This is a genomic window from Arthrobacter sp. UYCu723 (assembly GCF_054059215.1).
In genome coordinates this window covers 4,215,239-4,230,459 of the sequence record NZ_JBSSBW010000001.1, presented here as the reverse complement: position 1 = coordinate 4,230,459, position 15,221 = coordinate 4,215,239, and the positions used below count along the sequence as shown (strand labels likewise).

The window sequence follows — 15,221 nt, the reverse complement described above, 5'->3', positions numbered from 1 at the left end:
TGGAAGAAGTCACGCGAACGTGGGAGGCCCTGCCGGTACCTGTCTATCCCCACTGCTGCGCTAGGGCATGACCTTGTAGAGATCGATGACAGTCTCTTCGGGCGGAGAGGCGAAGCCGCCCTCGATGCCCTGCTGCATCCGGGGCATGAGGATCGTGTCGCGGAATTTCTCCCAGCTCTCCTTCGTTTCATGGACGGCCATGATCGTCCATCCACCCGCGGACGAGCCGCCGGCGTGAAAGATCTGGCCCTCCGGCAGGAGCCCCTCGCCTGGATGGACAGCGGCAAGTGACGCCTCGTACTGCTCCTTGGTGCCTCCCGGGAAGAAGTGCACAATTCCGTAGGCCGTGGTCTCCATGTCTGCTCCTAGGCTGGTGGTTGGACTCGAACAAGGCAAGTCCTAGCCTCTGCCAGCTGGGGTGTCAAGTGGCGGTGTAGTCGAAGCGTTCCAGGACGGCGCTGCCTCGGTTGACCGATACGCCGACCACCCGTCCGGTGAGCCCGCCTGCGACTTCGCTGAAGAGCTACCGGCCGTCCAGCCGGGCAATGCTAGCCAACTGTTGACCCTGCCGAAAACGGAGGGAGACTTCATCGGGCCCGGTGTTCTTTCCTGGCTGGGCGGTTTCCAACCATCGTCGCAACAGGTTCGATTTGAAGGTATCAGAATCCCCTGTTTAGCCTTCGAAGGCGCTGCCGGCGTGCGCCAAACGATCGAGGGGTTCAACCGAATGCTGCGTCATCGTCAGACGTTTCTAGAGCCCTGAAAGGTGTCCGCGGGATTCTGTTGATCGAAGCAACACCTTCTTTCAAGGTGGTTCGACATGTATCTCAGTTCCTCGTCAGCAGCAGGCATCCGGTTTCTTGCCTCGGTAAAGCACGGGCATGGTCTCAAACCGTCCGCCCGCCAAGCTGGCATTGATAAAGAGGTCGGCTACCGCTTGCTGCGCGAGGAATACTTGCAACGGCGTCGCGACGGCAAGACTCCTAGCGAGACGACAGCGGAGCTTGGGTTCACCACGTCCCGGCTCGTGGCGTGGGAAGCGGACGTCGGCCAGGTCAAAGACCGCCATCATCTTCGAGTTAACGTCGACGAGGAGGCCAGCTTTTGGGCGGCGTTTGATCGCGGGAAAAGCCCTGGGGAGGCAGCTAAGACAGCGGGAGTGAGCCGTTCAACGGCGTATCGGTGGATGCACAATCGCTTCGACCAGCTACGTCAGTCCAAAGTGACCGTTAGGCGGTGCCAGCGCCAATTGCGCCTGACGGACCGCCTCAGCCTGAACTTCGAACGCGAACGACTATCGCGACAATCGAAAGAGCGGAATGCGGCGACGGCGGCGCAGCACGCCGCTGTTCTCTCCTCCAGCCGTTATGCAGACCAGATGCTCGGTGCGGTGCTCTCAGAGGCGCAGCAACACCGCGCGGCACGGGCCGGGAAGTATTGGCAGCTGATGCGCAACGGGGTAAGCAACGCAGAAGCATGCAGACTTCTTGGTATGCACAGAAGAACGGGGACGCAGTTACGTCGAGCCAGCAATTTCCAGATCCCACCCATCAGAGTTCCATCCGTAACCGCGGGCCGCTACCTGGATGCGCGGGAGCGGTTGCGGATCGCGGACCTGCTGCGGCTGGGGCACTCGATGCGGCGCATCGCGGTGGAACTGGGCCGTCACGCCTCCACGATCAAACGGGAACTGGACCGTCATCGGGACGCTCAGGGCCTCTACCTGCCCCGCACTGCCGATCACGACGCCCGGCTGCAACGGGCCCGACCGAAAGTGCATAAGCTCGTTGCCAACGCCCGGCTGCGCACCCTCGTGCAACGCAAACTCAACCGTTTCTGGTCGCCGGACGAAATATGCGGGTGGATGAAGAAGACATACCCCGATGACCAGGCGATGCGGTTATGCCCAGAAACGATCTACCGGGCATTGCTGCTGCGTGAGGGCCACGGCCTGCACCAGCGGTATGCCACGAAGCTGCGCACCGGTCGTCGGATCCGCAAGACGCGCTGGCGCACCCGCACCGGGCAGGGATCACGGATCCGCAACATGACCATGATCGACCAACGGCCTGCCGAGGTCGAAACCCGTCTAGAGGCCGGCCACTGGGAAGGGGACCTCATCGTCGGTGTCGGGTCAGTCTCGGCGATGATGACACTCAGGGAAAGGAAAACCCAGTACGGCATCATCGTGAATCTGCCCCTGGATCACACCGCTGCGAGCGTCAACGCGGCCGCCATCAGCGCGTTCGCGACGCTGCCACCTCATCTGAAGCGAACACTCACTTGGGACCAGGGCGTGGAAATGGCCTGGCACGAGGAACTAACGAAGAAGACCGGGGTTGCGGTCTACTTTGCCGAACGCTCCAGCCCCTGGCAGCGCGGCGCGAACGAGAACTTCAACGGGCTGGCCCGCCAATATTTCCCCAAGGGCACCAACCTCGCCGTTCACAGCGTTGAGCACGTCTCTTACGTGATGCGTGAACTCAACGAACGGCCACGGAAGACCCTCGCCTACGACACCCCGGCAGCACGATTCAAAGCCGAACGTACCGCGCCGTCCGCCGCTTTGCGGTAGCCTCAAAACACCGGGAAAACGTCCCGATATCACGCATCTGTTGCGTCGACCTGCGGCCGTATGGTTTTGTGAGACAGCTTGTTAGGAGCCCTTTCTCGCATGACCGATCGTAAGAAGTACACGCAGCAGTTCAAGGACGAAGCCGTTGAGCTGGTGATCTCCTCGGGCCGTCCGATCGCACAGGTGTGCCTCGATATAGGCGTCCTGGAAGGCACGCTGGGGAACTGGGTGCGCAAGTACCGGGAGGATCATCCGGAACGGTTCACCGCTGGCGAGGAGAAGGCGCCGGTGTCCTGGGAAGAGCACCAGAAGGCGCTGGCTGAGATTGCCAAGCTGAAGCAGGACGTCGATTTTTTGGGAAAAGTCAGCGCCTTCTTTGCAGCGAAGCAACGGTAGAGGATTTCTACGAGTTCATCGAAGCAGAGAAGGCGAACCACCCGATCGTCTGGTTGTGCCGGGCCCTGAAGGTCTCCCGGGCCTCGTTCTACCGGTGGCGCAGCCCCGAGGGCCCGTCTCCGCGGGCCCTCCGGCACCAGCGCCTGGTTGCCGAGGTGACTGACCTGTTCGAGCAGGAAAAGGGCCGTGCCGGCCGTGACCAGCTGACCCTGATGCTCAATGCCAAGGGCGTGCAGGTCGCCGCTCCGACGGTCGGGGCGATCATGCGCGAGCAGGGCCTGCGGGCCGTACGCACCAGGGCGTGGAAGCAGACCACCGTGCAGGACCCACAGGCGAAGACCGCGCACATCCGCAATCACATGCTCGACCAAAAGGGGAAACGGGACTTCACCTCCTTGGTGCCCGGGACCCGGCTCTGCGGGGACATCACGTATCTGCGCACCGGCGAGGGCTGGCTCTACCTGGCCACCGTGATCGACCTGTGCACGGGCATGGTCATCGGCTGGGCCATGGCCGATCACATGCGCGCCAGGCTGTGTACCGACGCGCTGGGAATGGCCCGTGACCACGGGTACTTCGCCGGGGGAACAGTCGTTTTTCATTCAGATCGCGGCCCCCAATACTCCTCTGACGAATTCCAGAAATGGTGTGGAGGGAACCGTGTTACCCAGTCCATGGGAGCCGTCGGGGTGTGCTGGGACAACGCTGTCGCCGAAAATTTCTTCTCGCATCTGAAGACCGAGATGTACCACCAGCACACCTTCGGCAGCAGGCTTGCCGCGAGGACCGCTGTCATGGAATACATCGAGGGCTGGTACAACCGCCGTCGGCCAAACCGAAGGGCCGGCGGCATCCCTCCGACAGCGGCCCTTGCTACCCATCAAACCTGCGACCCGGAAACCCTGGCCGCGTAACCCGAATCAACTACGAAACTGTCTCAAAAACTTGACGACCGCAACCCTTAGAATCCGCCTCCCGTATAGGGCCCCTTCACCGGACGCGTCTTACGGGACGGGGTTGTAATTTCTACAGTATTTGGCGTGTATTTGGCGGCGTTATGTGGCGCGTTCAGGTGCCGATGAGCAGGGTTTCGCGGGCTGCTTCGACGACTTCTTTGGTGATGCTGTTGAGCTGGTTGATGTCTCGGATTCGCGTGATTTGGGTGAAGAGGCATTGGATGAGCCGGAAGTTGCCGTTGGTGATGTGGGCGACGGCAGCGATGGCTTCGGCTTCGGTGAAGTCGTGGGGGTCGATGGTCTGCGGCGAACTGCTCCGGGAGACACACGATGGTTCCCACGTTCACTGTTTACCGATTGGCAGGTGAGGCGCCCAGCTATGCCCCTGCGATATCGCCACGGCTACGCCGCAGGCCTTCACCGTGGCCTCGAATGCCAACGACCTTAACCGACATCCAAGTTCCCGCGCCGTAATGAGGGGGCGGTGCGCATCGCAGGCCAGCCCATATCCACCGAATTTGAGCTGGCGGGAGACTTGAGGAGCTTTAGCACTGGTTCCTCTCGTACACCTTCCTGCCTTGCTTGCCGGACCCGACCCATTCAGTAGTGCTGGTCCGTCCCGGCGTTGTCGGGGCTGCTTGCCACCCTTCCCGGTGTTTCCTCGGGTCAGGCTGCCCCCAGCTTCTTCATGCTGCTGCGACAGCACAAAGGCGAAGGTCTTCCACCTCCGCTCGGTAAAACAGCGCCTCGTGGCGCACGAGGTCCCCTTCCCAATGGCCCCCTTCCTCTCGTGTGGCAATATCGGCCGGCCGATCGCCGATCTTGAGGGCATCGCTGATGTAGTTGGGCGGCTTGACCTTGGTACGCGAGCGTGGCCGCCTATTGAACTTTCCGGAACGCAACAGCCGGGCGGAGCCGGACGGAACGGGCTGAATGCTCAGTTTGTCGAGCGCACGATAGATCGTTTCATGGGCCAGATGCCTGATCGGCTCACCGGGAAACCGCTTCTTCAGTGCTTGGCAGACTTGTTGCGGGCTCCACCGCTGCGCCAGGCGTTCTACAACAAACTCCCGCAGATCGCCGTCACCGGCCAATTTGGACAGTCGAGGTCTTGGGCGTCTGCCCTGGGCCATCTTCTGAGCACGAAAGGGGTGATAGCGTCTCGCGTCAGGGCGATTGCGGGCCAGCTCCCTGAGGACAGTTGATGGGGAGCGCCCCAGCTCCCGGGCAATGGACCGAAGGCTTGACCGTGCCAGCAAACGGTCCGCGATGAACACTCGTTCGTCTTCTGACAGGTAACGGCTGGACCCACTTGCTGCGGGAACAGGAAGCCGCCGCCGAGGATCCAGACCTTGCTGCCGCAAGCCGGCTACGCCGTCGCGTCCGTTCAGCCACCGACTCCCCGTGTTCCGGCTGATACCGAGGATCCTGCATGCCGCTAAGTTCGAATGCCCGTCTTTCATGAGCTGAACATATCCGGGCCGCTTATCAACCAAGCCTGCGGGCCCCATTTTTCGCAAACGACGCGCCGAACGTCCCATAAAAAGCACCTTTTTCAGTCGGGTGTTGCGACGTTGGTGAGAAACCGCGCTGTCCGGCAAGGGGTGCATCGGTGCGGGCAATCTCAAGCTGCAATGGGCCCGCGGACGGCTCCCAGGGCATCGTTCCCAGTTCCTGTTGCAGTTGTCCGATCCGCGCTACTGCCGGTACGTGGCGCTGGTCGGCCTCGACGGCATACCAGTGTGAGTCGTCGACCCGGAGCAAGAGCCGCACGATCGCGTCCGGCGAGGGGTTGATCGTCGCGCGGGCACTCCACAGAAAGTCAGGGACCCTGGTTGCCAGGATGGGGGCGGTATCAGTGCCGCCACCGGTGATGAGGGAGCCTTCGGGGCGTTTGGCGGGTGAGTTCGTTGCCCGGTGATATCCAGCGCACGTGGGGAAGTCCGGAGGCGAAGTCCTCGGAATATATGACGTGTCCGGGGGAGGGACTGCGTATCGGTTCCCATCGAACCGCGGCCAGCTATGCTCTCACGTGATGCCGGAGACAAACGTTTCCCGCCTCGCCCGGCAGCGCATTCGTGATCGATCAGGCGGGTGCCTCGCGGAGCCGGGACCGGCATCGCCTCAAGCAAGGGTGGATGCCCGGACTACCAGCTCCGGCGGGAACACCACCTGGCTGGGTTCAAACCCGGGCTCGGCGACGGCCTCCCGCAGCAGCAGCTCCAAAGCTGTGGAGCCAATCAGGGCGCTCGGCTGCCGGATGGACGAGAGCGGCACGACGGCGGCGGCCGCGAACTCGATGTCGTCGTAACCGATCAGGGCTATCTCCTCGGGCACGCGCACACCGCCCATGAGCATCAGGCCCTGGAGGACTCCTACGGCGAGGAGGTCGTTGGCCGCGAAGATCGCGTCCGGGCGGTCGGCCGCGGGCCGGTGGCGGATGGCCTCGCCCGCGGCCCGGCCCGAGAGCACCGTCAGCGATTCTGTTTCGACGACCTCCATGGTTGCATCGCTGACCATTTCCATGGCTTTAAGTGCCCCGGACAGGCGGTCCGTCACCTGTCGGATGCTGACCGGTCCGGCGACGAACGCGATCCGCCGGCGGCCGAGGGAGAGCAGGTGCGCAACGGCCATTTCTCCACCGGCCAGATCATCCACAGCGACGGAGGAAAAGCTCAGGTTGTCAGTCTGGCGGTCCACGAGCACTGTGGGGATGCCCCTCCTCCGCATCTGTTCCAGCCGAGGGATCACGTTCCCCACGGGTGAGAGCAGGACCCCGCGGACGCGTTGCTGTTCAAAGAGATCCAGATAGGCAGATTCCCGTTCCACGTCCTCATTGCTGTTGCCCACCAGTACGGTGAAATGCTCCTGGGCGGCGCGGTCCTCGGCGCCCCTGGCCAGGTCCGTGAAGAAGGGGTTTGCGGCGTCGAGCACCACCAAGCCGATGCTGTGGCTCATCCCGGCCCGGAGCTGGCGGGCGGCGTCGTTTCGTACGAAGCCCAGTTTGTCGATGGCTGACTGGACCCGGACCATGACGTCGGCAGAGACCTTTTCCGGCCGGTTCAGGACGTTGGAGACCGTCCCGACGGAGACGCCGGCCAGTGCCGCGACGTCCTTGACGCTGGCTGAAACCATTTCGTGAGCTCCTGAAAGTGGACCCCGCCGCCGCGAAAGAGGGACGGGCGGGGCGGAAGTGCGCAAAATACTCTCTTCAGGATACCGTCCGAAGCCAGTTTTGAACCCTTTCAAATGAAACGAATCAAAATGATGCGATGCGGACGGTTGAGCCCTGTTGACGACACCGGTCCGAACCCCTATGATTCAAATCACAGCACGTTATGAAACGATTCATTGCGTTGTTCACTAAGCCCCAAAGGTGCGGTTAATCTATGCAGCAGACAAACAGTTCCCGATCCGGTCCCGCTGGGGATTCATCCGGGCCGGTCCTCTCCCTCTCCCACGCCGCCAAGACCTTCGGCCCCGTGGTCGCCCTGGCCGACGGCACCATTGAAATCCAGGCCGGCGAAGTACACGCGCTGGTCGGGGAGAACGGCGCCGGGAAGTCCACCCTGGTCAAAATCCTGGCAGGCCTGCACCACCCGGACTCTGGGGACTTCCGGGTTGGCGGGGAGAGCGTCCAGTTCCGCAATGTCGGCGAGAGCAAGGCCGCCGGGATCTCCGTGATCTACCAGGAGCCCACGCTCTTTCCCGACCTCAGCGTCGCCGAGAACATTTTCATCGGCCGCCAGCCCAAGGGACGGTTTGGACTGATCAGCAAGGCCACCATGGTCAGGGAGGCGCACAAGCTGTTCGACCGGCTCGGTGTCCCCATCGACCCCAAACGCATCGCCGAGGGCCTGTCCATCGCGGACCAGCAGATCATCGAAATTGCCAAGGCCATCTCGCTGGACGCGAAAGTCCTGGTCATGGACGAACCCACCGCCGCCCTCAGCGGCGTGGAAGTGGAGCGGCTGTTTGCCGTAGCTCGCAGCCTCCGGGACAAGGGGACCGGGATCCTCTTCATCTCACACCGCTTCGACGAGGTTTTTGACTTGTGCGACCGGATCACCGTGATGCGGGACGGCCGGTACATCTCCACCCACCGGACCGCAGACGTGACGGTGGAGCAGATCGTCCGGGAGATGGTTGGCCGCGACATCGGAGCCCTGTTCCCCAAGACAGCGGCGGAGATCGGGGATGTGGTCCTGAAGGTGGACGGGCTCAGCCGTGCCGGTGTCTTCCGGGACATCAGCTTCGAGGTCCGTGCAGGAGAGATCGTCGCGCTGGCCGGCCTCGTCGGAGCCGGGCGCACCGAGGTGGCGCGCGCCGTGTTCGGCATCGATCCCTACGACGCCGGCGAGATCAGCTTCGAGGGCCGGAAACTCAAGCCACGGGATCCGCAGGCGGCGATCACCGCTGGGATGGGCTTCGTTCCCGAGGACCGCCGCAAGCAGGGCCTCGTCATGAACCTGTCCGTGGCCCGGAACGTCACCCTCACCCTGCGCAACAAGTTTGCGACGGCGGGCCTGATCAACGGCGCAGCGGAGCGCCGTGCAGCCCAGGACTGGAGCAAGCGGCTCCAGGTCAAGACCGGCTCGCAGGAGCACGCCGTTTCCACGCTCTCCGGCGGAAACCAGCAAAAGGTAGTGCTTGCCAAATGGCTGGCCACCGACCCCCGGCTGCTCATCATCGACGAACCCACCCGCGGGATCGACGTCGGGACCAAGAGCGAGGTCCACCGGCTCATATCCGACCTCGCCGGCCGGGGCATCGCCATTCTGATGATCTCGTCCGAACTGCCGGAGGTCCTCGGCATGGCGGACCGGGTCCTGGTCATGCGGGAGGGCCGCATCACCGCGGAACTTGACCGGGCAGGCGCGAATCCCGAGTCGGTCATGCACGCAGCAACGTCTTCCGCAGGAGGAACCCCGTGAGCTCAGCTCTGGACCATAAGAAAGCAACGACGACGGCGCCCGCCGCCGCCAGCGCGCGGGGCACCATGGCTTCGGTGCTGCGGCTGCGCGAACTGCCGGTGCTGATCGCGCTGGCGCTCCTGGTGCTCGTCACCTACCTGATCAACCCGCTGTTCCTCACGCCCCAGGGTGTGAAGGACCTCCTCCTGAACGCCACCATCATCATGATCCTGGCAGCGGGGCAGACCCTGCTCATCATCACGCGGAACATCGACCTCTCCGTCGGCTCCATGCTGGGCCTGGTGGCCTTCGGCACCGGCTTCGTTTTCTCGGCCATGCCTGATCTGCCGATCGTCGCCGTCTTCGGCATCGGGATGGCCTTCGGGGCACTGCTGGGCGCAGTGAACGGCCTGCTGGTGACGGTGGCCAAGGTCCCCGCCCTCGTCATCAGCCTCGGCACCCTCTACGTGTTCCGCGGTCTCAACAACGCCTGGGCCGGCGGCAAGCAGTTCTTCGCCGGCGACCGGCCGGACGCCTTCGGCGCCCTCTCGGTGGACACCGTGCTCGGGTTCCCCATCATCACGCTCCTCGCCATCGTCGTCGTCATCGCCGTGGCGGTCTACATGGCCGGCACCCGTCCGGGCCGGGACCTGTACGCCATCGGCTCGGAGAACCCGGATGCGGCTACCGCCTTCGGGATCAAGGTCTCCAAGCGGGTATTCCTGGCCTTCCTGGCCAACGGGGCGCTGGCCGGCCTGGCCGGCGTGCTGTACGCCAGCCGCTTCAACTCGGTCGGCGCCACCACTGGCACCGGCATGGAACTGACGGTAGTTGCCGCCGCCGTCGTCGGGGGCGTGGCCATCTTCGGCGGCAGCGGGTCCGTGGCGGGGGCCGCCCTCGGCGCCGTGCTCCTGACCACGATCACCAGCTCCCTGACCGCACTGCGGGTCGACAAGTTCTGGCAGCAGGCCATCGTCGGCGTGCTGATCCTCACCGCCATCATCATCGACCGCGTGGCCAGCCTGCGCACAGCCAGGAAACTGCGGATAAGCGAGGCTCGCAATGTCTGAGACCACATCGACCACCAGCGCGGCCCCGGCTCCCGTGGCTGACAGTACCAAGCCGCTGGCCAGCGAACCCAAGGGCCGGACAGGCGCCGCGCGGATCCTGACCGGCCGCGACGCCATCACCATCTACGCCCTGGCCGCGTTCCTGATCTACGCAGCTATCGCCATCCCGCGCTTCGCCTCACCGGTCACCACCGGATTCCTGCTCCTGGATGTGATCCCGGTCCTGCTGATAGCGATGCCCATGACGCTGGTCATCATTACCGGCGAAATCGACCTTTCCGTCGCCAGCACCGCTGGCCTGACCAGCGCCCTGATGGGTGTCCTCTGGGCCGGCGGCATGGACATCTGGCTGGTGCTCGCCATCAGCCTGCTGGCCGGAATAGCGGCCGGAATGTTCAACGGTTTCCTGATCGCCGTCCTTGGCTTGCCGTCGCTGGCGGTCACCATCGGCACCCTGGCCTTGTTCCGGGGCCTGGCTCTCGTGATCATCGGAGACAACGCCGTGGCCAACTTCCCGAAGCCCCTCACGACGTTCTTCACCTCCAAACTCGGCGGCACCGGCATCCCGACAGTCATGATCGGCGTCGTGCTGGTGATGATCTTCTTCGGGGTCCTGCTCCACTTCACGCCCTTCGGTCGCGGGCTCTTCGCGATGGGCTACAGCAAGGAAGCCGCCGGTTTTGTGGGCATCAACGTGGCCCGCAGCAAATTCTGGCTCTACGTAGCGTCCGGCGCCGTTTCGGCAATGGCGGGCATCTACTGGACGCTGCGCTACACCAGCGCGCGCAGCGACAACGCCTCCGGCCTGGAACTGGCAGTCATCGCCGCTGTGCTCCTTGGCGGCGTGTCGATCTTCGGCGGCAAGGGGTCCATCCCCGGTGTCATCGCCGGCGTTCTGCTGATCGGGACACTCAACTACGCCCTCCGGCTGGCCCGCGTGTCGGACGTTGTGCTGATCACCGTGACCGGGCTGCTCCTGATCCTCTCCGTGGTGGCCCCAAGCGTCGGCTCGGCCATCAAACAATGGCGGCACACCCGGCGGGTCCGCCGAAGTTTCGCCCGCAAGACCCCCTAAAAACCTGCCCACCCGCAACCGTGCCCACCCGGGACCGGATTTACCTACCGATCGAGGAAAAGGGAAGAACAATGATGTTGAACCGCAAGAACACAGGCCGGACCGGCCGTTTGGCGACCTTGGCGGCCATTACCGCCGTGGCCGCGCTGGCGCTGACAGCCTGCAACAGCGGCTCGGGATCTGCCGGTGGCAGCAGCCCGGCAGCGGGCGGGGACCTGAAAATCACGTTCATCCCCAAGCAGCTGAACAACCCGTACACCGACGTTGTCCTGGGCGGCGGGAAGAAGGGCGCCACCGATGCGGGCTTCGCCTCCTCCCAGGTCGTCGGACCGCTCGAAGCGTCCGCGTCCAGCCAGGTGTCCTTCATCAATGCCGAGACGCAGGCCGGCACCAACGTCATTGTGATCGCGGCGAATGACCCGGACGCCGTCTGCACGGCCCTGGGGGAAGCCCGGACACCCGGCGCCAAGATTGTCGCCTTCGACTCGGACGCCAACCCCGACTGCCGCGACGTGTTCATTAGCCAGGTGGTGGCCAAGGACGTGGCCCTGATCCAAACCAAACTGATTTCCGAGCAGATTGGCGGCAGCGGTGAAATCGCCATCCTGTCGGCTACTGCAAACGCCACGAATCAGAACGCGTGGATCAAGTTCATGGAGGAGGAGCTGGCATCCAACCCGGCGTACAAGGACATCAAACTCGTGGCCAAGGTCTACGGCGATGACAACGACACCAAGTCCTTCCAGGAGGCGCAGGGACTCATGCAGGCGCACCCGAACCTGAAGGGCATCATTTCCCCGACCACGGTCGGCATCGCGGCCACCGCCCGGTACCTCTCGACGTCCGCCTACAAGGGCAACGTAGCCCTCACCGGACTGGGCCTGCCCAATGAAATGCGCCCGTTCGTCAAGGACGGAACCGTCAAGGAATTCGCACTGTGGGATCCCGCCCAGCTCGGCTATGTTGCGGCGTTCGCCGGCAAGGCTCTGCAGGACGGCAAGATGACCGGCGCCGAAGGAGACACCTTCACGGCCGGCGAACTCGGCGAACGCAAAGTCGAAAAAGGCGGACTCGTGATCGTCGGTCCGCCGACCGTCTTCAACACGGAGAACATCGACAAGTACAACTTCTAACCGAAACCAGGCAGCCGGGCGGGCCGCTGAAAGTCCGCCCGGCACCTCCACTCCTTCACTCCCCGCTTCAGAGACCAGAGTTCCCTTTTTCATGCCGGAAGGCCCCCTCACATGAACGCGAAACAATCGGCCGCCCGGCTGCTGCAGCCGCACCGGCGCCGCCCTACCCGCATCGGACTGGTCTCCGGCGGCCTGGGCGCCTACTGGCCGCAGTTCCCTGAACTGCTGCCGCAGCTGCAGGACTCCGTCCGGTACGTCACCGGCCGGTTCCAGGGGCTCGACGCCGACGTCATCGACACCGGCTTTATCTCCGACGCCGAGGAAGCGGCCGCGGCAGGCGAAAAACTGCGCGTGGCCGACTGCGACCTGATCGTCATCTTCCTGACGACGTACCTGACATCGTCCATGGTGCTGCCCATCGCCCAGCGCGCCAAGACCCCGGTCCTGGTGATCGACCTGCAGCCGACCGAGGCGATGGACCACACCAACTTCGACACCGGCAAGTGGCTGGCTTACTGCGGCCAATGCCCCGTACCGGAGGTCGCCAACGTCTTCCGCCGCGCCGGAATCGACTTCCGCTCCGTGTCCGGACACCTTAAGCAGGAATCCGCGTGGGAACGGATCGCCCAGTGGGTCCACGCCGCCGGCGTCCGGGCCCGGCTGCGCAACGCCCGCCACGGGCTCATGGGCCACCTCTATCCCGGCATGCTGGATGTCGCCACTGACCTGACCACGGTCTCGACCACGTTCGGCTCCCATGTTGAGGTGCTGGAATTCGATGACCTGCGCGAACGCGTGAACGCGGTGACCGGGTCCGAGGTGGCCGAACGGCTTGACCTGGCCCGCGAACTGTTTGTGCTGGACGACTCCGTGAACGACGACGACTTCGCGTGGGGCGCAAAGGTCTCCGTCGGGCTGGACCGCCTGGTGGAGGACTTCGATCTCGATTCCGTGGCGTACTACCACCGAGGACTCGCCGGTGAACAGCACGAACGGCTCGGAGCCGGGATGATCCTGGGCTCCTCCATCCTCACGGCCCGGGGGATCCCGATGGCCGGGGAATTCGAACTGCGGACCTCCATCGCCATGCTGGCCTCGCAGGCCATCGGCGCCGGCGGGTCGTTCACCGAGATCCAGGCCCTGAACTTCTTCGACAACGTCGTCGAAATGGGCCACGACGGTCCGGCGCACCTGGCCGTCTCGGCGCAGGAACCCCTGCTGCGCGGGCTCGGAGTCTTCCACGGCAAACGCGGCTGGGGCGTCTCGGTGGAGTTCGATGTCCGGCAGGGGCCGGTCACCACGTTCGGCCTCGGCCAGGACCCGGACGGCAGCTACGTCTTCGTCACTTCCGAGGGCGCTGTGGTGCCCGGACCGCTCCTGGCGATCGGCAACACCACTTCCCGCGTGGACTTCGGCGGAGACCCGGGCGTCTGGGTGGACGAATGGAGCCAGACGGGCATCGGCCACCACTGGGCCCTGTGCATCGGCCACCGCGCCGCTGACATCAAAGCGGCAGCATCCCTGCTGGGCATCGAACACCGGCATGTGGTGCTGTCATGAGCACCCGGCGCGTCTGCTTCCAGCTCCAGGTGAAACCCGGCCTCATCCCGGAATACACCCGCCGGCACGCCGCCGTCTGGCCGGAGATGCTTCAGGCGTTGAAGTCCTCCGGCTGGTCCAACTACTCACTCTTCCTCCGCGCTGACGGCCTGCTGATCGGCTACTTCGAAACCGACAACCTGCCGGAAGCCCAGGCGCGGATGGCAGCCACGGACGTCAACGCCCGCTGGCAGAACGAAATGTCCGGCTTCTTCGAAGACCTCGACGGTGCCCCGGATACGGGCTTCCTCCAACTGACTGAAGTTTTCAACCTCGAGGACCAGCTGGCCGCCGCCGCGGCCGTCCTCACCCAGACCAACTCCAAAGGAGACTGACGTGTCCATCCCGACCGACGTTTTAACCACGCTCGAACATCAGAGCATCGAACTGCCTTCCTGGGCGTTCGGCAATTCCGGCACCCGCTTCAAGGTGTTCGCCACGCCGGGCACCCCGCGCACCATCGAGGAAAAACTCGGCGACGCCGCCAAGGTCAACGAACTGACCGGTCTGGCCCCTTCCGTGGCCCTGCACATCCCGTGGGACAAAGCCGATGACTACCAGGCACTGGCGGACTATGCGGCCGGGCTGGGCGTGAAACTCGGAACCATCAACAGCAATACCTTCCAGGACGATGACTACAAGTTCGGCAGCCTCACGCACAGCGACCCCGCCGTCCGCCAAAAGGCCGTGGACCACATGTATGAGTGCCTTGAAGTCATGAACATGACCGGCTCACAGGACCTGAAGATCTGGCTGGCTGACGGCACCAACTACCCGGGCCAGGGCAACATGCGTGCCCGCCAGGACTGGCTGGCGGAGTCTCTGCGCAAGGTCTACGACCGGCTCGGCGACGACCAGCGCCTGGTGCTCGAATACAAGTTCTTCGAACCGGCTTTTTACCACACAGACGTCCCGGACTGGGGCACCTCCTACGTGCACTGTGCGGCCCTGGGCGAGAAGGCCAAGGTCTGCCTGGACACCGGACACCACGCGCCCGGCACCAACATCGAGTTCATCGTTGCGCAGCTCCTGCGCCTCGGGAAGCTCGGCTCGTTCGACTTCAACTCCCGGTTCTACGCGGACGATGACCTGATTGTCGGCGCCGCGGACCCGTTCCAGTTGTTCCGGATCATGACCGAAGTGGTTCGGGGAGGCGGCCTGGAGCCGGCCGCCGGGGTGGCGTTCATGCTGGACCAGTGCCACAACATTGAGGGGAAGATCCCGGGCCAGATCCGCTCGGTGCTCAACGTCCAGGAAATGACGGCACGGGCGCTCCTTGTGGATACCGCGGCTTTGGACGCCGCGCAGAACGCCGGCGACGTTTTGGCAGCGAACGCGGTGCTGATGGACGCGTTCTATTCCGATGTCCGCCCCGGCCTGGCGGAATGGCGGGAATCCCGCGGACTGCCCGCGGATCCCATGGCCGCCTTCGCGGCCAGCGGATACCAGGAGAAAATCAATGCCGACCGCCAAGGCGGCCACCAGGCCGGATGGGGAGCCTAAG

At 64.1% G+C, this 15,221-nt stretch carries 12 protein-coding genes; 9 read left to right on the top strand and 3 right to left on the bottom strand.

Annotation, left to right across the window (positions count from 1 at the left end; genetic code table 11):
• Nucleotides 1-60: 60 nt before the first annotated feature.
• Nucleotides 61-357, bottom strand: coding sequence for a hypothetical protein (locus tag ACVWZ8_RS19720; RefSeq protein WP_456505568.1), 297 nt, complete (start codon nucleotides 355-357; stop codon nucleotides 61-63).
• Between the two features lie 463 nt (nucleotides 358-820).
• On the opposite strand from ACVWZ8_RS19720, the gene ACVWZ8_RS19715 reads away from it, so the two are divergent.
• Together ACVWZ8_RS19715 and ACVWZ8_RS19710 are read left to right on the top strand one after the other, a co-directional pair.
• Nucleotides 821-2,575, top strand: coding sequence for an IS30 family transposase (locus ACVWZ8_RS19715; RefSeq protein ID WP_426975470.1), 1,755 nt, complete (start codon nucleotides 821-823; stop codon nucleotides 2,573-2,575).
• A 99-nt stretch (nucleotides 2,576-2,674) separates the two neighbouring features.
• Nucleotides 2,675-3,885 (top strand): IS3 family transposase gene (locus ACVWZ8_RS19710; RefSeq protein WP_456505567.1). Its coding sequence is split into 2 segments (ribosomal slippage): nucleotides 2,675-2,921 and nucleotides 2,921-3,885, totalling 1,212 coding nucleotides; the frame shifts between segments, so codons are not numbered across the junction.
• Between the two features lie 728 nt (nucleotides 3,886-4,613).
• Here the strand turns inward: ACVWZ8_RS19710 and ACVWZ8_RS19705 are convergent.
• Both ACVWZ8_RS19705 and ACVWZ8_RS19700 read right to left on the bottom strand, forming a co-directional pair.
• On the bottom strand, nucleotides 4,614-5,390 hold the full coding sequence (locus tag ACVWZ8_RS19705; protein ID WP_456505985.1) for an IS30 family transposase: 777 nt from the start codon (nucleotides 5,388-5,390) through the stop codon (nucleotides 4,614-4,616).
• Nucleotides 5,391-6,051: 661 nt separating this feature from the next.
• Nucleotides 6,052-7,062 carry a LacI family DNA-binding transcriptional regulator gene (locus ACVWZ8_RS19700; protein ID WP_456505566.1) on the bottom strand — a complete coding sequence of 337 codons (1,011 nt, stop codon included), beginning with the start codon at nucleotides 7,060-7,062 and terminating at the stop codon, nucleotides 6,052-6,054.
• Between the two features lie 254 nt (nucleotides 7,063-7,316).
• On the opposite strand from ACVWZ8_RS19700, the gene ACVWZ8_RS19695 reads away from it, so the two are divergent.
• From ACVWZ8_RS19695 to rhaI, 7 genes are all read left to right on the top strand, one after another.
• A complete protein-coding gene (locus tag ACVWZ8_RS19695; protein ID WP_456505565.1) occupies nucleotides 7,317-8,861 on the top strand; it encodes a sugar ABC transporter ATP-binding protein in 1,545 nt (514 codons plus the stop codon).
• Nucleotides 8,858-9,910, top strand: a complete 1,053-nt coding sequence (locus tag ACVWZ8_RS19690; protein ID WP_456505564.1) for an ABC transporter permease — start codon at nucleotides 8,858-8,860, stop codon at nucleotides 9,908-9,910. The genes ACVWZ8_RS19695 and ACVWZ8_RS19690 overlap by 4 nt, the downstream gene beginning before the upstream one ends.
• The gene (locus tag ACVWZ8_RS19685; RefSeq protein ID WP_456505563.1) at nucleotides 9,903-10,985 is read left to right on the top strand and encodes an ABC transporter permease; all 1,083 of its coding nucleotides are present in this window, start codon (nucleotides 9,903-9,905) and stop codon (nucleotides 10,983-10,985) included. Before ACVWZ8_RS19690 ends, ACVWZ8_RS19685 begins: the two co-directional genes overlap by 8 nt.
• 71 nt (nucleotides 10,986-11,056) lie before the next feature.
• Entirely contained in the window at nucleotides 11,057-12,118 is a 1,062-nt protein-coding gene (rhaS, locus tag ACVWZ8_RS19680) for a rhamnose ABC transporter substrate-binding protein (RefSeq protein ID WP_456505562.1), read from the top strand.
• Nucleotides 12,119-12,229: 111 nt separating this feature from the next.
• Nucleotides 12,230-13,678 carry an arabinose isomerase gene (locus ACVWZ8_RS19675; RefSeq protein ID WP_456505561.1) on the top strand — a complete coding sequence of 483 codons (1,449 nt, stop codon included), beginning with the start codon at nucleotides 12,230-12,232 and terminating at the stop codon, nucleotides 13,676-13,678.
• The gene (locus tag ACVWZ8_RS19670) at nucleotides 13,675-14,052 is read left to right on the top strand and encodes an L-rhamnose mutarotase (protein ID WP_426977604.1); all 378 of its coding nucleotides are present in this window, start codon (nucleotides 13,675-13,677) and stop codon (nucleotides 14,050-14,052) included. Before ACVWZ8_RS19675 ends, ACVWZ8_RS19670 begins: the two co-directional genes overlap by 4 nt.
• A gap of 1 nt (nucleotide 14,053) precedes the next feature.
• The gene (rhaI, locus tag ACVWZ8_RS19665; protein ID WP_456505560.1) at nucleotides 14,054-15,220 is read left to right on the top strand and encodes an L-rhamnose isomerase; all 1,167 of its coding nucleotides are present in this window, start codon (nucleotides 14,054-14,056) and stop codon (nucleotides 15,218-15,220) included.
• Nucleotide 15,221 lies beyond the last annotated feature (1 nt).